The organism is Stenotrophomonas sp. 116085_Sma, assembly GCF_056479585.1.
This window is the reverse complement of the sequence record NZ_CM151057.1, coordinates 2898928-2918404: the sequence shown is the minus strand read 5'-3', so window position 1 is coordinate 2918404 and position 19477 is coordinate 2898928. Positions and strand designations below refer to the sequence as shown.

Here is a 19477-nt window from a genome sequence, read left to right as displayed (position 1 = left end):
CACTGCCAGCAGCATCGGTGGTGGTCGCGCAAAGCAGTGCTGTACCAGCTCCGTCGCGCAATGATGCGTGGCGGTTTTCCTACTACACACGACCTGCGTTTCCGGGGTCGACCAACAGGCGGGCGGTCGCCATTCCCCTGAAGGGGACGCCACCGACCCATGTGTCCAACAGAGTAAATCTAATGACCGAATCATTTGCCGAACTGTTTGAAGCCAGCCAGGCCAACCTGGCCAAGCTGAAGCCGGGCGCCATCGTCAGCGGTACCGTTGTTGAAGTCCGCGGCGACGTCGTGGTGATCAACGCTGGCCTGAAGTCCGAAGGCATCGTGCCGATCGAACAGTTCCGTAACGACGCTGGCGAAATCGACGTCGCCGAAGGCGACATCGTCAAGGTCGCCCTCGACTCGATCGAGAACGGCTTCGGCGAAACCGTCCTGTCGCGCGAGAAGGCCAAGCGCGCGATGGTGTGGGACGAGCTGGAAGAAGCGTTGGAAAAGAACGAAACCATCACCGGCCGCATCAGCGGCAAGGTCAAGGGTGGTTTCACCGTGGACATCAAGGATGTCCGCGCCTTCCTGCCGGGTTCCCTGGTCGATGTGCGCCCGGTGCGCGATCCGGCCTACCTGGAAGGCAAGGAACTCGAGTTCAAGCTCATCAAGCTGGACCGCAAGCGTAACAACGTCGTGGTCTCGCGCCGCGCTGTCGTCGAAAGCGAGCACTCGGAAGAGCGCGAGCAGCTGATGGACAAGCTGCAGGAAGGCGCGATCCTGAAGGGTGTCGTCAAGAACCTGACCGATTACGGCGCGTTCGTGGACCTGGGCGGTATCGACGGCCTGCTGCACATCACCGACATGGCGTGGAAGCGCGTGCGTCACCCGTCGGAAGTCGTGAACGTCGGCGACGAGCTGGACGTCCGCGTGCTGAAGTTCGACCGCGAGCGCAACCGCGTTTCGCTGGGCCTGAAGCAGCTGGGCGAGGATCCGTGGGACAACATCGGCCGTCGTTACCCGGCCAACAGCCGCGTCTTCGGCAAGGTCTCCAACGTCACCGATTACGGTGCATTCGTTGAGATCGAGCCGGGCGTCGAAGGCCTGGTGCACGTCTCCGAGATGGATTGGACCAACAAGAACGTCAACCCGTCCAAGGTTGTCCAGGTTGGTGATGAAGTCGAAGTGATGGTGCTGGACGTCGATGAAGAGCGTCGCCGTATCTCGCTGGGCATGAAGCAGGTTGCCGCCAATCCGTGGGAAACCTTCGCTGCCACCCACAAGAAGGGTGACAAGGTGTCGGGCCAGATCAAGTCGATCACCGACTTCGGCATCTTCATCGGCCTGGACGGCGGCATCGACGGCCTGGTCCACCTGTCCGACATCAGCTGGAACACCACCGGCGAAGACGTCGTTCGCAACTTCAAGAAGGGCGATACCCTGGACGCAGTTGTCCTGGCTGTCGATCCGGAGCGCGAGCGCATCTCCCTGGGCGTGAAGCAGCTGGAGCAGGATCCGTTCGGCCAGTACATGGCTGCCAATCCGAAGGGCTCCAAGGTTGAAGGCGTGGTGAAGGAAGTCGACGCCAAGGGCGCGATCATCGAGCTGGCTGACGGCATCGAGGGTTACGTTTCGGCCCGCGACATCGCCAACGAGCGCGTTGACGACGCCACCCAGCACCTGAAGGTCGGCGACAAGATCGAAGCCAAGTTCGTGGGCATGGACCGCAAGGGCCGTACCCTGCAGCTGTCGATCAAGGCCAAGGATGACGCGGAAATGCGCGAAGTGCTGGAGGAATACCAGTCCTCTTCGGCTTCCAGCGGCACCACCCAGCTGGGCGCGCTGCTGCGTGCACAGCTGAACGGCAACAAGTCCGAGTAATCGGCCTTACGCTGTTTGTTGTTTCCTGGACGGCCCGGGCTTCTGCCCGGGCCGTTTCAGGCTGAGATGCCCCTGATGTGAGCCGGTAATGACCAAATCCGAACTGATCGAAATCCTTGCGCGCCGCCAGGCGCACCTGAAGGCCGATGATGTCGATCTGGCGGTGAAGTCGTTGCTGGAAATGATGGGCGGATCGCTGTCCGCCGGGGATCGCATCGAAATCCGTGGTTTTGGCAGCTTCTCGCTGCACTATCGTCCGCCGCGCCTGGGTCGCAACCCGAAGACCGGCGAATCGGTTGCCCTGCCGGGCAAGCACGTCCCCCATTTCAAGCCGGGCAAGGAACTGCGCGAGCGGGTCAGCAGTGTGCTGCCGCTGGACGCCGATCCGGCCTGAGCCTCCGTCGCGCCACCGCGTGCGAATCCAGCCGCGGGTCGGATAAGCTACGGACTCCTGCCACTGGAGCTGTCGCATGAAGGTCTTTCGTCTGCTGGTCCTGCTGGCGGTCCTGATCCTTGGGCTGATCATTGGTGCGGTCAACATGACCGCGATGTCGATCAACCTGCTGTTTACCCAATTGAATACCTCCGTGGGCGTGGCGCTCATTGCGGCCCTGCTGATCGGTGTCATCGTCGGTGCCGGCCTGGTGCTGGTGAGCGTGGTCATTCCGCTCTACAGCCAGCTGCGCCGCGCCAACAAGTCCGCCGCCACGCCGGCCGCGGGTGTTTCCTCCCAATCTTTTGATGGACGCTGATCGAAGATGGATTTCGTCACCGAATGGCTGTGGTTTTTCCTGTTCGTTCCGCTGGCCGCACTGGCCGGGTGGGTGATTGGCCGGCGTGGTGGCCAGCGCCACGGTGACAACCAGGTCAGCCGCCTGTCCAGCACCTACTTCCGTGGCCTGAACTACCTGCTCAACGAGCAGCCGGACAAGGCCATCGAACTGTTCCTGCACATCGCCGAGCTGGACAAGGAAACCTTCGAGACCCAGGTCGCGCTGGGCCACCTGTTCCGCCGCCGCGGTGAAGTCGACCGCGCCATCCGCCTGCACCAGGGGCTGGTCAACCGCCACGATCTGAGTGACGCGCAGCGCGTGCAGGCCCTGCTGGCGCTGGGCGAGGACTACATGAAGTCCGGCCTGCTGGACCGTGCAGAGACTGTGTTCACCGAGCTGGCGCAGCTGGACCAGCGCGCCCCGCAGGCGCTCAAGCACCTGATCGGCATCTACCAGGCCGAGCGTGACTGGGAAAAGGCGATCGACAACGCCACCCGCTTCGAAGACGTCACCGGCGAGCCGATGGGCAAGCTGATCGGGCAGTTCGAATGCGAACTGGCCGAACGCTTCCGCGGTGCCGGCAAGCTGGAAGAGGCGAGGGCGGCGATCGCCCGCGCCTACCAGGCCGACGCCATGTCGGTGCGCGCCGGCATCATCGAAGGTCGCCTTGAGACGGATGCGGGCAACGCTGAAGCCGCCGTGCGTGCATTCGAACGTGCCGCGCGCAACGATCCGGAATACCTGCCCGAGCTGCTGCCGGCGTTGATGGAAAACTACCGGAAGGTCGGTGATCTGGGGGGCGCGCGTGCGTTCCTGTCGGAAATGACCGAACACTACCGTGGCATCGCCCCGGTGCTGGCCCTGACCCGGCTGATGGAAGAGCAGGAGGGTGTGGCTCCGGCCCGTGCCTACCTTGGCCGCCAGCTCAAGGATCGTCCGTCGGTGCGCGGCGAATCCGCGCTGATCGACCTGACGCTGGCCGAGGGCGCCGATTCCACTGCGACCCTGCATGACCTCAAGCACATCACCGACCAGCTGCTGGTGCGCAATCCCGCCTACCGGTGCACCCGTTGCGGATTCGGTGCACGCACCCACCATTGGCAGTGCCCGAGCTGCAAGGAATGGGGCACGGTCAAGCCACTGCTGAACTACGCGGTGCTCTGATCCATGCCGTGGCTCGTGATGGGCGCGCTGCTGGGGCTGGCCCTGCTGAGTGCGGGGTTGACCTGGGCGGCACGGGGTTATGCCCTGCGCCAGCAACTGGTGGACCAGCCCGGCGAGCGTCGCAGCCATAGCGTGGCAACGCCGCGCGGTGGTGGTATCGCCATCGTCGTCAGCCTGCTGATCACCGCCGGTGCAGCGATGTGGGTCTGGCCGGAATCGACACCGAGCCTGCTGGTGGCCAGCCTGGGCCTGGTACTGGTGGCGGGCATCGGCTGGTGGGACGACCACCGGCCGTTGCCGGCCATGCGCCGCCTGCTGGTGCACTTCATTGCCGCCGCGTTGCTGGCCGCCCTGGTCAAGGTGCACGGTGGAAGCTGGTTGCTGGCCGGGCTGGTGCTGGTATTCACAGCCTCGTTGATCAACATCTGGAACTTCATGGATGGCATCAACGGTATTGCTGCCAGCCAGGCCATCGTGGTCGCACTGGGCCTGGCGCCGGTACTGCCCTGGCCGTACTCGCTGGCGGCGGTGGCGCTGGGCCTGGCCTGCCTGGGTTTCCTGCCGTTCAATTTCCCGCGGGCGCGGATATTCATGGGTGATGTCGGAAGTGGCGCGCTGGGCTATGCAGTCGCCGTCGTCCTGGCCATCGCCGCGGTGCGTACAGATATCCACTGGATCCTGCTGCTGGTGCCGGCTTCGGCATTCCTTGTGGACGCGGGCTTCACACTGGCGGCGCGCATCATTTCCGGACAACGCTGGATGGAACCCCATACCCAGCACGTCTACCAGCGGGCGGTGCAGGCAGGAGCCAGCCACGCCCAGGTGACAGGGATGTACTTTGCTTTGGGCCTGTTCAGTATTACAGTGCTTAATGTCTGCTCCAATCTGCAGCCGAGGTGGGAGGCTGTCCTGGCGATCGCGTGGTTTCTCGCGCTGAGCGTCCTCTGGCTCCTCCTGCGCAATGGATTGCGTCACCGATAAGGAACGACCTGACTTATGGCTTCACCTTGGCGGGACAGAATTCTTGGCCTGATGCCGCGTTCGGCCATCGTCTGCCACGACCTGTTCATGGTCTGGGCATGCTGGCAGCTGCTCCATGCGGGGCGGTACTCGATCCTGCCCAACGCGCCCGCGCTGCCCCTCTGGAACGTCGATACCACGCTGGTGCTGCTGCTGCAGGGCCTGGTGTTCTGGCGCGTGGGCCTGTATCGCGGGCTGTGGCGTTTCGCCAGCGTCAGCGACCTGCTGAACATCTTCAAGGCCAGCTTCATCGGCCTGGTCGGCATCGTGCTGGTGCTGATGTGGAAGCGTTTCGACGGTGTGCCGATGTCGGTGCTGGTGATCTATCCGTTCGCGCTGTCGGCGCTGCTGGGCGCGCCGCGCCTGCTGTACCGTGCCTGGAAGGATTACCAGGCACTGCAGTCCGATTCGAGCGCACGCCGCGTGCTGATCCTGGGCGCCGGGCAGGCAGCCGAGACCCTGGTCCGCGATCTGCGCCGTTCCGGCAACTTCGAGCCGGTTGGCCTGCTGGACGACGCACCGCACCTGCGCGGCGCCAAGCTGCAGGGCCTGCCCATCCTGGGCAGCCTGGATGACGCACCGTCGGTGGTTCGCGAGACCGCGGCCAAGTTGCTGGTGATCGCGATGCCGTCGTTGGATGCCGCTGGCATGCAGCGGGTGGTCGCCATCTGCGAAAGCACCGGCGTGCCGTTCCGCACGGTGCCCAAGCTGAGCGACATCCTGCAGGGCCAGTCGCTGCCCGGCCAGCTGAAGGAAGTGGCGATCGAGGACCTGCTCGGCCGCAAGCCGATCACCCCGGACTGGAACCTGATCCGGGGTTGGTTGGGTGGGCGCACCGTGATGGTTACCGGTGCCGGTGGCTCGATCGGCTCGGAGCTGTGCCGCCAGTGCGCGCGCCACGGTGCCGGTCGCATCATCCTGCTGGAGATCAGCGAACTGCTGCTGCTGACCATTGAAGGTGAGCTGCGCCGCAGCTTCCCCGATATCGAGATCGAAGCGGTGCTGGGCGATTGTGGCGATCCCGCGGTGATCCGCCATGCGCTGTCGCTGCATCCGGTCGACACCGCGTTCCATGCTGCCGCTTACAAGCATGTGCCGGTGCTGGAACGGCAGCTGCGCGAAGCCGTGCGCAACAACATCCTGGCGACCGAGAACGTGGCCCGCGCCTGCCTGGAAGCCCGCGTCGAGCATTTCGTGTTCATCTCCACCGACAAGGCGGTGGACCCGGTCAATGCGCTGGGTGCCAGCAAGCGCTATGCCGAGATGATCTGCCAGAGCCTGGACCAGAAGTCCACGCATACCCGTTTCGTCACGGTGCGCTTCGGCAATGTGCTGGCCTCGGCCGGCAGCGTGGTGCCGCTGTTCCGGGAGCAGATCCTGCGTGGTGGGCCGGTCACGGTCACCGATCCGGAAGTCACCCGCTACTTCATGACCATCCCCGAGGCCTGCCAGTTGATCCTGCAGGCAGCGGCCTCAGCCTCGCACGGTGCGATCTACACGCTCGACATGGGCGAACCGGTGCCGATCCGGCTTCTGGCCGAGCAGATGATCCGCCTGGCGGGCAAGCAGCCGTACAAGGATGTGCAGATCATCTATACCGGCCTGCGTCCGGGCGAGAAGCTGCACGAGACCCTGTTCTATTCGGACGAGGACTACCGCGCCACCGCGCATCCGAAGGTCCTTGAGGCCGGTGTCCGCATGTTCTCGCGCGATCTGGTGCTGGGCAACGTCCCGCGCCTGCGCGAGGCAGTCTGCAGCTACGACACCGAAACCATCAAGGAAGTCCTGTTCGCGACGATGCCCGAGTTCTCGCCAATCGAACAGGATGCTTACATTTCATCCGCTAAAGTCGTGCCCTTTCCGGCACGCGAGGCCAACAGGCACCAATGAGCAAGCGAATTCGCAAAGCAGTTTTCCCCGTGGCGGGTCTGGGGACGCGTTTTTTGCCAGCAACCAAGACCGTACCGAAGGAGATGCTGCCGATCATTGATCGGCCGCTGATCCAGTACGCGGTGGATGAAGCAATCGAGGCGGGCTGTGACACGCTGGTGTTCATCACCAACCGTTACAAGCATGCAGTCGCCGACTATTTCGACAAGGCCTACGAGCTGGAGCAGAAGCTCGAGCGCGCTGGCAAGCAGGAGCAGCTGGAACTGATCCGTCACGTACTGCCCAATGGCGTGCGCGCGATCTTCGTGACCCAGGCCGAGGCGCTGGGCCTGGGCCATGCGGTGCTGTGTGCCAGGGCCGTGATCGGCGATGAACCGTTCGCGGTGCTGCTGCCGGACGACCTGATCTGGAACCGTGGTGATGGCGCGCTGAAGCAGATGGCCGATCTCAACGAAGCCAGTGGCGCCAGCGTCATTGCGGTTGAAGATGTGCCGCACGACAAGACCGCCAGCTATGGCATCGTCGCCACCGAGGCCTTTGATGGCCGCAAGGGGCGCATTTCGCAGATCGTGGAGAAGCCGAAGCCGGAGGACGCCCCAAGCGACCTGGCGGTGGTCGGACGCTACGTGCTGAGCCCGAAGATCTTCGAGCTTCTGGAGCAGACCGGCAGCGGTGCCGGCGGCGAGATCCAGCTGACCGATGCGATCGCGCAGCTGCTGAAGACCGAAGAGGTCGATGCCTATCGTTTCGAGGGCACTCGTTTCGACTGCGGTACACACCTGGGGCTGGTGGAGGCGACGATCCGCTTCGCGCTGGACAACCCGAAGCTGGCAGGGCCGGCGCGGGAGAAGCTGACGGCGATGTTAGCGGAATAAGGTTTATCAAGCGCTCCATGCAGCGCCCTCCTGCAAAGTGGGGGAGGCGCGGGCAGTCCGCTGCAGGACACGCCGTAAACCCATCCCTGGGGGCTCGATGGCGCCATCCATGGCGCCAACGGTCCTGCAGCGGACTGCCCACGCCTCTCGACAGTTTCCTGCGAGCGCGGACGGGAAGGGCGGAATCAAGGGCAAGAGCAAAAGCAAAAAGGCAGCCGATGGCTGCCTTTTTTACTTGTTGGGGTCAGATCCCTTTGCGCAGCAAAGGGATCTGATCCCAGCTCTTGATCCTGCCTTTGCTCACCCCTCCGCCGCGCGGAATGATGGATGGCGCGGGTGGGTGAGGCTGCCCGGGACTGTCAGCGGCATGGATGCCGCTGCCAAGCCCCCAGGGACGGGTTCACGGCGTGTCCCGGGCAGCCTCACCCACCCGGGCCCTGCAAGCAGACCGACATCCCGCCGGCAACGCTTTGAACCTTACAGCGCCTCGAAAATACCCGCTGCGCCCATGCCGGTGCCGATGCACATCGTCACCATGCCGTACTTCTGCTGGCGACGACGCAGGCCGTGCAGCAGGGTCGCGGTGCGGATCGCGCCGGTCGCGCCCAGCGGGTGGCCCAGGGCAATCGCGCCGCCCAGCGGGTTGACCTTGCTCGGGTCCAGGCCGCAATCGCGGATCACGGCCAGCGACTGCGCAGCGAAGGCTTCATTGAGTTCGATCCAGTCCAGCTGGTCCTGGGTCAGGCCGGCCTGCTTCAGGGCCTTCGGAATCGCGGCGATCGGGCCGATGCCCATCACTTCCGGACGCACGCCGGCCACCGAGAAGCTGACGAAACGGGCCAGCGGGGTCAGGCCGTAATCCTTGATCGCCTGCTCCGAGGCCAACAGCACCGCGCCCGCGCCATCGCTCATCTGCGAGGAGTTGCCGGCGGTCACGGTGCCGCCGAACTGGCCGTTGCGGAACACCGGGCGCAACTTGGCCAGGCCTTCAGCGGACGAGTCCGGGCGCGGGCCTTCGTCGGTGTCGGCGACCTTGTTGCGGGTGATGATGCGCTGGCCGTCGGCCAGGTCGGGCAGGTGCGAGACGATCTCGTACGGGCTGATCTCGTCCTTGAACTCGCCGTTCTGGATCGCGGCCATGGCCTTCTGGTGCGAGGCGAGGGCGAAGGCGTCCTGGTCCTCGCGCGAGACCTTCCACTCTTCGGCCACCTTCTCGGCGGTGATGCCCATGCCGTAGGCGATGGCGACGTGGTCATTGTCGAACACGCTCGGCGCCATCGCGATCTTGTTGCCCATCATCGGCACCATCGACATCGACTCGGTACCACCGGCCAGCATCAGGTCCGCGTTGCCCAGGCGGATCGCGTCGGCGGCCTGCGCCACGGCCTGCAGGCCGGAGGAGCAGAAGCGGTTCACGGTCTGCGCGGCGATGGTGTTCGGCAGGCCAGCCAGCAGCACGCCGATGCGCGCCACGTTCATGCCCTGCTCGGCTTCCGGCATGGCGCAGCCGATGATCGCGTCATCGATGCGGTTGACGTCCACGCCCGGGGCCTGGGCGACGACGCTGCGCAGCACGTGCGCAAGCATGTCGTCGGGGCGGGTGTTGCGGAACATGCCCTTGGGCGCCTTGCCGACCGGGGTACGGGTGGCGGCGACGATGTAGGCGTCCTGGATTTGCTTGGTCATTGCAGTGATCTCTCGAATAGGTTTTGTAGAGTCGAGCCATGCTCGACTGCCACATCAGGGAGTGCCCACCAAAGTGGGCACCCACCAAAAGCAGGGATGGCGATCAATTACGCAGCGGCTTGCCGGTCTTCAGCATGTGCGCGATGCGGGCCTGGGTCTTTTCCTGCTGGGCCAGTTCAACGAAATGCTTGCGCTCCAGGGTCAGCAGCCACTCTTCGTCCACCAGGGTGCCGCGGTCGACCTTGCCGCCGCACAGCACGGTGGCGATGCGCTCGGCGATCTCGTAGTCGTACGGGCTGATGAAACGGCCTTCCAGCATGTTGACCAGCATCATCTTGAAGGTGGCGATACCCACGTCACCGGCGACCTGGATGCGGCGCGCCGGCAGCGGCGGACGGTAGCCCGCTTCGGCCAGGGCGCGTGCTTCGGCCTTGGCGATATGCAGGGCCTCGTAGCTGTTGAACACCACCTTGTCGGTACTGCGCAGCAGGCCCAGTTCCTTGGCGTTGACCGCCGAGTTGGACACCTTGGCCATCGCCACGGTCTCGAAGGTCTTCTTCAGTTCAGCGAACACATCGCCGCCCGGGCCCGCGGCCTGCGAGGCACGGACGGCCAGTTCCTTCAGGCCACCACCGGCCGGCAGCAGGCCTACACCGGCTTCGACCAGGCCGATGTAGCTTTCCAGGAAGGCCACGGTCTTGGCGCTGTGCATCTGGAACTCGCAGCCGCCGCCCAGGGCCAGGCCACGCACCGCTGCCACCACCGGCACCAGCGAGTACTTGATGCGCTGGCTGGTGCGCTGGAAGTTGGCGACCATCTCTTCGAACTGGTCGACCTTGCCGGCCTGCAGCAGGCCGAGCGCACCGGCCAGGTCGGCACCGGCGGAGAAGGGTTCCTTCTGCTGCCAGATCACCAGGCCCTGGAAATCCTTCTCGGCGCGGCTGACGCATTCCTGCAGGCCATCAAGCACCTGGTCGGAGACGGTGTTCATCTTGGTCTTGAAGCTGACCACGGCGATGCCATCGCCGTCGTGCCACATGCGCAGGCCGTCGTTCTCGAACACGGTCTCGCCCGGTGCGAACGTTTCGCCCAGCAGCGGATCCGGGAAGCGCTGGCGCTGGTACACCGGCAGCGACGAGCGCGGCAGCTTGGCGTTGCGCGACGGGCTGTAGCTGCCCTCGGCGGCGTGCACGCCGTCGCGGCCATCGAACACCCAGTCCGGCAGCGGGGCGTTGCTCATGCTCTTGCCGGCGACGATGTCATCGGCAATCCACTGCGCGACCTGCTTCCAGCCGGCGGCCTGCCAGGTTTCGAACGGGCCCAGCGACCAGCCGTAGCCCCAGCGGATGGCCAGGTCGACGTCGCGCGCGGTTTCGGCGATGTCGGCCAGGTGGTAGGCGCTGTAGTGGAACAGGTCACGGAAGGTCGCCCACAGGAACTGCGCCTGCGGGTGCTGGCTCTCGCGCAGCTTGGCGAACTTCTCGGCCGGGTTCTTGATCTTCAGGATCTCGACCACTTCCGGTGCGGCGGTGCGGTCGGCCGGACGGTAGTCCTGCTTCTCCAGGTCCAGCACCACGATGTCCTTGCCGACCTTGCGGAAGATGCCGGCGCCGGTCTTCTGGCCCAGCGCGCCCTTGGAAATCAGCGCGTCCAGCCACTTCGGCGACTTGAAGAATTCATGCCACGGGTCGTTCGGCAGGGTGTCGCCCATGGTCTTGATGACGTGGGCCATGGTGTCCAGGCCGACCACGTCGGAGGTGCGGTAGGTGGCCGACTTCGGGCGGCCGACCAGCGGGCCGGTCAGGCCGTCCACTTCGTCGAAGCCGAGGCCGAACTGCTGGGTGTGGTGGATGGTCGACAGGATCGAGAACACGCCGATGCGGTTGCCGATGAAGTTCGGGGTGTCCTTGGCGTACACCACGCCCTTGCCCAGGGTGGTGACCAGGAATGCTTCCAGGCCTTCCAGCACGGCGGCGTCGGTGGTGGTGGCCGGGATCAGCTCGGCCAGGTGCATGTAGCGCGGCGGGTTGAAGAAGTGCACGCCGCAGAAGCGGTGGCGCAGCTGCTCGGGCAGCACGTCGGCCAGCTTGTTGATGCCCAGGCCCGAGGTGTTGGAGGCCAGCACCGCGTGGTCGGCCACGAACGGGGCGATCTTCTTGTACAGGTCCTGCTTCCAGTCCATGCGCTCGGCGATGGCCTCGATGATCAGGTCGCAGTCCTTCAGCTGTTCCAGGCCGGACTCGTAGTTGGCCGGAGTGATGGCTTCGGCCAGCGACTTGCTGGCCAGCGGCGCCGGGCTCAGCTTGCCCAGGTTGGCGATCGCCTTCAGCACGATGCCGTCGGCCGGACCTTCCTTCGCAGGCAGGTCGAACAGCACGGTGTCGACGCCCGCGTTGGTGAGGTGGGCGGCGATCTGGGCACCCATGACGCCGGCACCCAGCACGGCGGCGCGGCGGACTAGCAGGGAATTGGACATGGTGTAGGGCCTTTGTTGGTCAGCAGTTACTGGGTGGAATCAAAGGGAAGCGGGCAGGGCGCTGGCGCGTGCGGCGGCGCGGAACCCGGCTTCGGCGAAATGGATCAGTTCGTGGGCGGCATGGGCACGATGCGCCGCTTCGGTGACACCGGCGGGACGCTTGATCAGCCCGAAGTCGGCCATGGCATAGGTGAGCGAGCCGGCCAGGAAGTCGAGGCGCCAGTACAGCTCTTCCTTGCTCAGGCCGGGCACGCACTCGCCGATGGCCTTGCCGAACGCACGCAGCACGTGGCCGTAATGGTCGGACAGGAACTTGCGCAGGTTGTCGTTCTTCTCGGCGTAGGCGCGGGCGATCACGCGCACGAAGGCGCCGCCGTTCTGGCGGTCCTGGGCCAGCGCCAGGGCGGGCTCGACGAAGGCGGCCAGCACCGGGCGCAGTTCGCCGGGGTGCTCGGCGCGGGCGCGCTCGAGCTGTGACAGGCGGGCGCCGGTCATCTCGTCCATGCGGCGGCGGAAGACCTCGTTGACCAGGTTTTCCTTGGAGCCGAAGTGGTAGTTGACCGCGGCGATGTTGACGTCGGCCTGGCTGGTGACCTGGCGCAGCGAGGTGCCGGCGAAGCCGTGCTGGGCGAACAGCTCCTCGGCGGCACCGAGGATCCGGTCCTTGGTCGAGAAGTGGGCGGGCTTGGCCATCGGTGGGCAGACCTTAATCAAACGATTGTTTGATACTAGAACCGGACGGTACCGTATGGCATTTTGCAGTGCAGCAAAAATGCGCAGGGTGGTCAGAATCCGCTCAGGTGGGTGAATGGGGTGAGGGGGCTTGGAAGGCTGTGCGGCTTCTGTAGAGCCGAGCCCATGCTCGGCTGCCTTTCTGGCCAAAAGCAGCCGAGCATGGGCTCGGCTCTACAGGGGGCGCTGGCCGCCCTCTACCACGGCAGCGCTTTATCTTTTACAATTCGCCTACGTTTATCAGGCTAAGCCCGCGTCCCGACGCGGGTTTTTTTCATGTTACCCTTCGGGCCATCAGCGGCCCGATTCCATTGGAGACATCCCATGGCGCTGGAGCGCACCCTTTCGATCATCAAGCCGGACGCCGTTGCCAAGAACGTCATCGGCGAAATCTACGCCCGCTTCGAGAAGGCCGGCCTGAAGGTCGTGGCCGCCAAGTACAAGCAGCTGTCGCGCCGTGAAGCCGAAGGCTTCTACGCCGTGCACCGCGAGCGTCCGTTCTTCAACGCGCTGGTCGAGTTCATGATCTCCGGCCCGGTGATGATCCAGGCCCTGGAAGGCGAGAACGCCGTCCTGGCCCACCGCGACCTGCTGGGCGCCACCAACCCGAAGGAAGCCGCTGCCGGTACCATCCGCGCCGACTTCGCCGAATCCATCGATGCCAACGCCGCCCACGGCTCGGACTCGGTCGAGAATGCCGCGATTGAAATCGCCTACTTCTTCGCCGCCACCGAAGTCGTTTCGCGCTGAGAGTAATGCCGTGAACGAGGTCGTACAGTCCCCCGCCATCCAGCCGCTGCCGAAGTCGGCACCCACGGCTGGCAAGCAGAACCTGCTCGACCTCGATCGCGCGGGCCTGGAGAAGTTTTTCGTCGAGGTTCTTGGCGAAAAGAAGTTCCGTGCCCATCAGGTGATGAAGTGGATCCACCATCGCTACGTCACCGACTTCGATGAAATGACCGACCTCGGCAAGGTCCTGCGCGCCAAGCTGCAGGCCCATGCCGAGGTGCTGGTTCCGAACATCGTGTTCGACAAGCCCTCCGCCGACGGCACCCACAAGTGGTTGCTGGCGATGGGCGTTGATGGCAAGAACGCCATCGAGACCGTGTACATCCCGGACAAGACCCGCGGCACGCTGTGCGTGTCCTCGCAGGTCGGTTGCGGCCTGAACTGCACGTTCTGCTCCACCGCCACCCAGGGCTTCAACCGCAACCTGACCACCGCCGAGATCATCGGCCAGGTGTGGGTTGCCGCACGCCACCTGGGCAACGTGCCGCACCAGATGCGCCGCCTCACCAACGTGGTGATGATGGGCATGGGCGAGCCGCTGATGAATTTCGACAACGTCGTGCGCGCCATGAGCGTGATGCGCGACGACCTGGGCTACGGCCTGGCCAACAAGCGCGTGACCCTGTCGACCTCCGGCCTGGTGCCGCAGATCGATCGCCTGTCTGCCGAAAGCGACGTGTCGCTGGCGGTGTCGCTGCATGCGCCGAACGACGCGCTGCGCGAGACCCTGGTGCCGCTCAACAAGAAGTACCCGATCGCCGAGCTGATGGCCTCGTGCGCACGCTACCTGCGCGCCAACAAGCGCCGCGAATCGGTCACCTTCGAATACACCCTGATGAAGGGCATCAACGACAAGCCCGAGCATGCCCGTGAGCTGGCCCGCCTGATGCGCCAGTTCGACAACGCGGTGCAGGCCAAGGATTCGGGCAAGGTCAACCTGATCCCGTTCAACCCGTTCCCGGGCACCCGCTACGAGCGTTCGGAAGAGGCGCACATCCGTGCCTTCCAGAAGATCCTGCTCGACAGCAACGTGCTGACCATGGTCCGCCGCACCCGTGGCGACGACATCGACGCCGCCTGTGGCCAGCTCAAGGGGCAAGTCATGGACCGTACCCGCCGCCAGGCGGAGTTCAACAAGACGCTGCAGGCGGGGAAGGGGAGCGATGCCGCGGCCTGACCGCCTCTGGCTGGTTCTGCTCGCAGGCACGCTGGCCCTCGCGGTCGGCGGCTGCAAATCCCATCCCAAGGCCAAGCTCGGCCCGAGCGAGGCGCCGGTCTACTCCGTCCGTGATCCGGATGGGGTGCGGCAGCAGGTGCGCTGGCAGGAATTGCTGACCCTGGCTGGTCGCGACATCCAGGGCGGTAATCTCGATGCCGCCGAGCGCAAGGCGCGCGAAGCCCAGAAGCTGGTGCCCACGGCCCCCGACGGCCTGGTCCTGCTTGCGGGCATCGACGAGCGTCGCGGTCGCAGCCAGCAGGCCGGCGAGAACTTCCGCAAGGCCGCCGAGCTGGCGCCGCAGCGCGGCGACGTGCTCAACAACTATGGTGCGTGGCTCTGCCAGCAGGGCCAGGCGGCCGAATCGCTGATCTGGTTCGATCGTGCCCAGCGGGCGCCGGGCAACCCCGCCGTAGCCGAAGCACAGGCCAATGCCGGCAGCTGTGCGCTGGATGCAGGCCAGTTCGAGCGTGCCGAGCGCGACCTGCGCGCGGCGCTGGCGACGCTGCCCGGCAACCCGGTCGCATTGGAGGCCATGGCCCAGCTCAGCTTCCGCCAGGGCCGCTACATGGAGGCCCGGGCCTTCGCCGAACGTAGGATTGCGGCTGCACCCGCAACGCGTTCCGTGTTACAACTTGCGTCTCAAATCGAAGCGCGGCTGGGGGATAGGGCGGCATCTGACCGCTATCTCCAGCGGATTCGACAGGAATTTCCGCAGGAAGCGGGCTCCTAACTCCAGGGTTGATGCATTGTGATTGATGACCAGACTGTGAGCGCTCTCGAGACTGCGGCCGGCTGCGGCACCCGCCTGCGCCAGGCCCGTGAAGCGGCCGGACTGACCCTTGAGGATGTCGGCTCGCGCCTGCGCATGCCGGTCCAGGTGGTCAAGTCGCTGGAAGAAGAGCAGTGGCAGAAGCTGGGCGCACCCGTCTTCGTGCGCGGCCAGCTGCGCAGCTACGCGCGCCTGCTTGATGTCGATGTGGGCCAGCTGCTCGAGCAGGCCCAGGTGGGTCCGGTGGTGCCGCCCACCCTGGTCAGCCATACCCATACCCCGCGTGCGCGCCGCATTGCCGAGAACCTCGGCCGGCGCGTGCTGTACGTCGGCATCACCGCCGTGCTGGCCGTGCCGGTGTGGTTCGCCACCCGCGGCCATTTCGATGGCAGCGCCACGCCGTCGCCGAACACCGCCTCGCTGGACGCGATCCCGGCCGCTGTGCCGGTGGCACCGTCCGCTGCGGGTGTCGAGCCCTCGGCCCCGGTTGAAGTCGCAAGCGCCCCGGCCAGCAAGCCGGCCGCAACGCCGTATGTCGCTTCGCTGTCCCCGGTGCCGCGTCCGGCACCCACTGCGCCCGCGGCCGCCAATACGCTGGAGATGCAGTTCAGCGGCGACAGCTGGGTCGATATCGGTGGTCCGGACGGCGGCACCGTCGAGAAGGCACTGATCAAGTCCGGCGAGAGCCGCAGCTTCACGCCCGGCCAGGTGGCCCGGGTGACCCTGGGCAACGCTTCGGCGGTCCAGGTTCAGCAGAACGGCGCTATCGTCGATCTGACCCCCTACCAGCGAGCCAACGTGGCACGCTTTCAGGTATCCTCTGAAGGCTCCGTAGTCCCGGTTTCGCACTGAGGCGCGGTTTCACCACCTTCGATTAAACCCAATGGTCCCTCCCGATGGGCGGGGCGAGAGTACGCATGGCGATCGACGATCTGCTCGACGAGCACGAACAAAGTGAACGCGTCCGCAGCTGGCTGCGGAAGAATGGCGCCAGCATCCTCGGTGGCGTGGTCATCGCCATCGGTGCCATTGCCGGCTGGCAGTGGTACCAGAAGGATCAGGGCGGCAAGCTGGCCTCGGCCAATGTCGAGTACCAGAAGGCGCTCGTTGGCCTGCAGCAGAACAAGCTCGACGACGCCGCCAAGGCGGTCAAGGCGCTCGAAGCCGGCCCGTCCAGCATCTACGGCGACCTCGCGGCGCTGCAGCTGGCCAAGGCCCAGGTCGACGCCGGCAAGAACGAAGAAGCGCTGGCCACCCTGCGCGCCGTGAAGGTCGAAAGCGACCTGCAGCGCGTGGTCGACCAGCGTGTGGCCCGCCTGCTGGTGGCCACCGGCAAGAGCGACGAGGCAATCAAGCTGCTGGGCAGCGCCACCGACAGCAGCAGCCTGGAAATCCATGGCGATGCGCTGATGGCGCAGGGCAAGCGCGATGATGCCCGCGCACAGTACGAGAAGGCGCTGAAGTCGCTGGACGTGGCAGCGCCGCAGCGGCGCCTGCTGGAAACCAAGGTTATGGATGCCGGCGGCACGGTCGCCGCCCCTGCGGAGTCGGTTTGATGAGTCAGAAGGTCATGATCACCCGCGTCGCCACCGTGCTCCTGATGGGCATGGCCCTGACCGGCTGCAGCACCATGAAGGGCTGGTTCGCCGGCAAGGACGCGGCAGCGAAGAAGGCCCAGGAGCCGGCTGAGCTGGTCAAGTTCGAGCCGAGCGTGAAGGTCAACAAGGCCTGGTCGGTCAACCTCGGCAAGGGCGAGCGCCGCATCGGCGTGCGCCAGGGCCCGGCCGTGGCCAATGGCCATGTGTTCGCCGCGGCTATCACCGGTGGCGTGCACGCCATCGACCTGCAGACCGGCAAGAAGGTCTGGACCTGGGAGCCGCAGAAGGAAAAGAAGAAGCCGAAGCTGCGCCTGTCCGGCGGTCCGGGTGTTGGTGAGAACCTGGTCGTGATCGGCACGCTCGATGGCCAGGTCATCGCGCTGGACATCAATGACGGCAGCGAGAAGTGGCGCGCCCGTGTTCCGGGTGAGGTCATTGCCGCGCCGGCCGTGGCCCAGGGCCTGGTGTTCGTGCGCAGCAACGACGGCCGCGTCACCGCCTTCGATGCCGGCAACGGCACCCAGAAGTGGTTCAACCCGAGCGAGCTGCCGGCGCTGACCGTGCGCGGCAACGCCCCGGTGGTCACCGGTCCGGGCGTGCTGTTCATCGGCAAGGACGAAGGCGCGGTTGCCGCGCTGGCCATGCAGGATGGGCGTACCCTGTGGGAACAGAACCTTGGCAACGGCGAAGGCCGTACCGAGCTGGACCGCATGGCCGACGTCGACGGTGCTCCGGTGCTGGAGGGCAACACCCTCTTCGTGAGCAGCTTCAAGAACCAGACCATGGCCATCGAAGGTCCGACCGGTCGCCCGCTGTGGGCGCGTGACCATGGTGGTGCAGGTGGCGTGGCGGTGTCGTCGGGCAATGTGTTCGTCACCGACAACAAGGGTGGCGTGTTCGGCCTGGACAAGGCGACCGGCGCTGCCATGTGGTCGCAGACCGAGCTGGCGCGTCGTTCGCTGACCGGCCCGGCGCTGCACGGTGATTACGTGGTCGTTGGCGACTACAAGGGATACGTGCACTGGTTGAAGACCTCCGATGGTGCGATGGCGGCACGGGCGAAGAGCGGCGGTGACGCCCTGCTGGCCCAGCCGGTCGTCGTCGACGGGGTGCTGCTGGTGCAGAACGTGGATGGCAAGCTGACCGCCTTCCGGTTGGCAAATTAAAAATTGGAGTAATCGCGATGCTGCCTTTGGTCGCCCTGGTTGGACGGCCGAATGTCGGCAAGTCGACTATTTTCAATGCGCTTACGCGCACCCGTGACGCGCTGGTCCATGACCAGCCCGGCGTTACCCGTGACCGCAACTACGGCGTCTGCCGCCTCGACGAGGACAACCATTTCCTCGTCGTGGATACCGGCGGTATCGCCGGCGAAGACGAAGGCCTGGCCGGCGCCACCACGCGGCAGGCGCGGGCGGCCGCGGCCGAAGCCGATCTGATCCTGTTCGTCGTCGATGCCCGCGAGGGCACCTCGGCGCTGGACGACGAGATCCTGGCCTGGCTGCGCAAGCTGTCGCGCCCGACGCTGCTGCTGATCAACAAGATCGACGGCACCGACGAGGACAGCGTGCGTTCGGAGTTCGCCCGTTACGGCTTCGGCGAAATGCTGACCGTCTCGGCCGCGCATCGCCAAGGCCTGGACGACCTGCTGGACGAAGTGATCCAGCGCCTGCCGGAAGAAGGCAGCGGCGAAGAGCTGGACAACGATCCGAACCGCATCCGCATCGCCTTCGTCGGCCGCCCGAACGTGGGCAAGTCGACGCTGGTCAACCGCATCCTCGGCGAGGAGCGCATGATTGCCTCCGACGTGCCGGGCACCACCCGCGATTCGATCGCGGTGGACCTGGAGCGCGATGGCCGCGAATACCGCCTGATCGACACCGCCGGCCTGCGCCGCCGTTCGCGCGTGGACGAGGTCGTCGAGAAGTTCTCGGTGGTCAAGACCATGCAGTCGATCGAGCAGTGCCAGGTGGCCGTGCTGATGCTCGACGCCACTGAAGGCGTCACCGACCAGGACGCCACCGTGCTCGGTGCCGTGCTCGACGCCGGCCGTGCGCTGGTGATCGCCATCAACAAGTGGGATGGCCTGACCGAATACCAGCGCGAGCAGGCCGAAACCATGCTGTCGCTGAAGCTGGGCTTCGTGCCGTGGGCCGAATCGGTGCGCATCTCGGCCAAGCACGGCTCGGGCCTGCGCGAGCTGTTCCGCGCCGTGCACCGCGCGCACGAATCGGCGAACAAGACCTTCACCACCAGCGAAGTGAACAAGGCGCTGGAAGTGGCCTACGAGACCAATCCGCCGCCAACCATCCGCGGCCACGTCTCCAAGTTGCGCTACGTGCACCCGGCCGGTGCGAATCCGCCGACCTTCATCGTGCACGGCACGCGCCTGAAGGAGCTGCAGGAATCCTACAAGCGCTACCTGGAGAACTTCTTCCGCAAGCGCTTCAAGCTGATCGGCACGCCGGTGAGCTTCATCTTCCGCGAGGGTACCAACCCGTACGAGGGCAAGAAGAACGTCCTCACCGAGCGGCAGGTCAAGGCCAAGCGGCGCTTGATGAAGCACGTCAAGGGCAAGTGATTCACGAGAAGGCGGCCGCAGGGCCGCCTTTTTCGTT

General features: G+C 65.5%; 17 protein-coding genes. 14 read left to right on the top strand and 3 right to left on the bottom strand.

The window, feature by feature from the left end; all coding sequences use genetic code 11:
* The first annotated feature begins 182 nt into the window (after positions 1-182).
* The 7 genes from rpsA (at position 183) to galU (ending at position 7590) form a co-directional block, all read left to right on the top strand.
* Positions 183-1868 carry a 30S ribosomal protein S1 gene (rpsA, locus tag ACZK0Z_RS13605; RefSeq protein WP_005409285.1) on the top strand — a complete coding sequence of 562 codons (1686 nt, stop codon included), beginning with the start codon at positions 183-185 and terminating at the stop codon, positions 1866-1868.
* A gap of 88 nt (positions 1869-1956) precedes the next feature.
* Complete coding sequence (locus ACZK0Z_RS13600; RefSeq protein ID WP_005409286.1) at positions 1957-2262, top strand: integration host factor subunit beta; 306 nt, start codon at positions 1957-1959, stop codon at positions 2260-2262.
* Positions 2263-2338: 76 nt separating this feature from the next.
* The gene (locus ACZK0Z_RS13595; protein WP_197632466.1) at positions 2339-2620 is read left to right on the top strand and encodes a lipopolysaccharide assembly protein LapA domain-containing protein; all 282 of its coding nucleotides are present in this window, start codon (positions 2339-2341) and stop codon (positions 2618-2620) included.
* 6 nt (positions 2621-2626) lie between these two features.
* Positions 2627-3805, top strand: a complete 1179-nt coding sequence (gene lapB / locus ACZK0Z_RS13590; protein WP_049428020.1) for a lipopolysaccharide assembly protein LapB — start codon at positions 2627-2629, stop codon at positions 3803-3805.
* A 3-nt stretch (positions 3806-3808) separates the two neighbouring features.
* On the top strand, positions 3809-4786 hold the full coding sequence (locus ACZK0Z_RS13585; RefSeq protein WP_197632465.1) for a glycosyltransferase family 4 protein: 978 nt from the start codon (positions 3809-3811) through the stop codon (positions 4784-4786).
* A 15-nt stretch (positions 4787-4801) separates the two neighbouring features.
* Positions 4802-6715: a polysaccharide biosynthesis protein gene (locus ACZK0Z_RS13580; RefSeq protein ID WP_197632464.1), complete on the top strand. Its 1914-nt coding sequence runs from the start codon at positions 4802-4804 to the stop codon at positions 6713-6715.
* Positions 6712-7590, top strand: coding sequence for a UTP--glucose-1-phosphate uridylyltransferase GalU (gene galU / locus ACZK0Z_RS13575; protein WP_197632463.1), 879 nt, complete (start codon positions 6712-6714; stop codon positions 7588-7590). The genes ACZK0Z_RS13580 and galU overlap by 4 nt, the downstream gene beginning before the upstream one ends.
* A gap of 477 nt (positions 7591-8067) precedes the next feature.
* Here the strand turns inward: galU and ACZK0Z_RS13570 are convergent, their stop codons facing one another.
* The 3 genes from ACZK0Z_RS13570 to ACZK0Z_RS13560 all read right to left on the bottom strand — a co-directional run bounded on the left by ACZK0Z_RS13570 (position 8068) and on the right by ACZK0Z_RS13560 (position 12445).
* Positions 8068-9276 carry an acetyl-CoA C-acyltransferase gene (locus ACZK0Z_RS13570; RefSeq protein WP_005416236.1) on the bottom strand — a complete coding sequence of 403 codons (1209 nt, stop codon included), beginning with the start codon at positions 9274-9276 and terminating at the stop codon, positions 8068-8070.
* 103 nt (positions 9277-9379) lie between these two features.
* Positions 9380-11752, bottom strand: a complete 2373-nt coding sequence (locus tag ACZK0Z_RS13565; protein ID WP_100443606.1) for a 3-hydroxyacyl-CoA dehydrogenase/enoyl-CoA hydratase family protein — start codon at positions 11750-11752, stop codon at positions 9380-9382.
* A gap of 39 nt (positions 11753-11791) precedes the next feature.
* Entirely contained in the window at positions 11792-12445 is a 654-nt protein-coding gene (locus tag ACZK0Z_RS13560) for a TetR/AcrR family transcriptional regulator (RefSeq protein ID WP_049427155.1), read from the bottom strand.
* Positions 12446-12808: 363 nt separating this feature from the next.
* Between ACZK0Z_RS13560 and ndk the strand changes: the two genes are divergently transcribed.
* The 7 genes from ndk (at position 12809) to der (ending at position 19440) form a co-directional block, all read left to right on the top strand.
* Entirely contained in the window at positions 12809-13234 is a 426-nt protein-coding gene (ndk, locus tag ACZK0Z_RS13555; RefSeq protein WP_008265389.1) for a nucleoside-diphosphate kinase, read from the top strand.
* 10 nt (positions 13235-13244) lie between these two features.
* Positions 13245-14450 carry a dual-specificity RNA methyltransferase RlmN gene (rlmN, locus tag ACZK0Z_RS13550; protein WP_005409296.1) on the top strand — a complete coding sequence of 402 codons (1206 nt, stop codon included), beginning with the start codon at positions 13245-13247 and terminating at the stop codon, positions 14448-14450.
* Positions 14437-15222 carry a tetratricopeptide repeat protein gene (locus ACZK0Z_RS13545; protein WP_049427441.1) on the top strand — a complete coding sequence of 262 codons (786 nt, stop codon included), beginning with the start codon at positions 14437-14439 and terminating at the stop codon, positions 15220-15222. Before rlmN ends, ACZK0Z_RS13545 begins: the two co-directional genes overlap by 14 nt.
* An 18-nt stretch (positions 15223-15240) precedes the next feature.
* A complete protein-coding gene (locus ACZK0Z_RS13540; RefSeq protein ID WP_197632297.1) occupies positions 15241-16113 on the top strand; it encodes a RodZ domain-containing protein in 873 nt (290 codons plus the stop codon).
* 65 nt (positions 16114-16178) lie between these two features.
* The gene (locus ACZK0Z_RS13535; protein WP_033834897.1) at positions 16179-16817 is read left to right on the top strand and encodes a YfgM family protein; all 639 of its coding nucleotides are present in this window, start codon (positions 16179-16181) and stop codon (positions 16815-16817) included.
* On the top strand, positions 16817-18025 hold the full coding sequence (gene bamB / locus ACZK0Z_RS13530) for an outer membrane protein assembly factor BamB (RefSeq protein ID WP_005409300.1): 1209 nt from the start codon (positions 16817-16819) through the stop codon (positions 18023-18025). Before ACZK0Z_RS13535 ends, bamB begins: the two co-directional genes overlap by 1 nt.
* 17 nt (positions 18026-18042) lie before the next feature.
* Entirely contained in the window at positions 18043-19440 is a 1398-nt protein-coding gene (gene der / locus ACZK0Z_RS13525; RefSeq protein WP_012479950.1) for a ribosome biogenesis GTPase Der, read from the top strand.
* Positions 19441-19477 lie beyond the last annotated feature (37 nt).

What these genes read in the sequence shown, in the direction of transcription:
- rpsA (WP_005409285.1), top strand. Translation starts at nt 183, where the DNA reads ATGACCGAATCATTTGCCGAACTGTTTGAAGCCAGCCAGGCCAACCTG.
- ACZK0Z_RS13600 (WP_005409286.1), top strand. Translation starts at nt 1,957, where the DNA reads ATGACCAAATCCGAACTGATCGAAATCCTTGCGCGCCGCCAGGCGCAC.
- ACZK0Z_RS13595 (WP_197632466.1), top strand. Translation starts at nt 2,339, where the DNA reads ATGAAGGTCTTTCGTCTGCTGGTCCTGCTGGCGGTCCTGATCCTTGGG.
- lapB (WP_049428020.1), top strand. Translation starts at nt 2,627, where the DNA reads ATGGATTTCGTCACCGAATGGCTGTGGTTTTTCCTGTTCGTTCCGCTG.
- ACZK0Z_RS13585 (WP_197632465.1), top strand. Translation starts at nt 3,809, where the DNA reads ATGCCGTGGCTCGTGATGGGCGCGCTGCTGGGGCTGGCCCTGCTGAGT.
- ACZK0Z_RS13580 (WP_197632464.1), top strand. Translation starts at nt 4,802, where the DNA reads ATGGCTTCACCTTGGCGGGACAGAATTCTTGGCCTGATGCCGCGTTCG.
- galU (WP_197632463.1), top strand. Translation starts at nt 6,712, where the DNA reads ATGAGCAAGCGAATTCGCAAAGCAGTTTTCCCCGTGGCGGGTCTGGGG.
- ACZK0Z_RS13570 (WP_005416236.1), bottom strand. Translation starts at nt 9,276, where the DNA reads ATGACCAAGCAAATCCAGGACGCCTACATCGTCGCCGCCACCCGTACC.
- ACZK0Z_RS13565 (WP_100443606.1), bottom strand. Translation starts at nt 11,752, where the DNA reads ATGTCCAATTCCCTGCTAGTCCGCCGCGCCGCCGTGCTGGGTGCCGGC.
- ACZK0Z_RS13560 (WP_049427155.1), bottom strand. Translation starts at nt 12,445, where the DNA reads ATGGCCAAGCCCGCCCACTTCTCGACCAAGGACCGGATCCTCGGTGCC.
- ndk (WP_008265389.1), top strand. Translation starts at nt 12,809, where the DNA reads ATGGCGCTGGAGCGCACCCTTTCGATCATCAAGCCGGACGCCGTTGCC.
- ACZK0Z_RS13545 (WP_049427441.1), top strand. Translation starts at nt 14,437, where the DNA reads ATGCCGCGGCCTGACCGCCTCTGGCTGGTTCTGCTCGCAGGCACGCTG.
- ACZK0Z_RS13535 (WP_033834897.1), top strand. Translation starts at nt 16,179, where the DNA reads ATGGCGATCGACGATCTGCTCGACGAGCACGAACAAAGTGAACGCGTC.
- bamB (WP_005409300.1), top strand. Translation starts at nt 16,817, where the DNA reads ATGAGTCAGAAGGTCATGATCACCCGCGTCGCCACCGTGCTCCTGATG.
- der (WP_012479950.1), top strand. Translation starts at nt 18,043, where the DNA reads ATGCTGCCTTTGGTCGCCCTGGTTGGACGGCCGAATGTCGGCAAGTCG.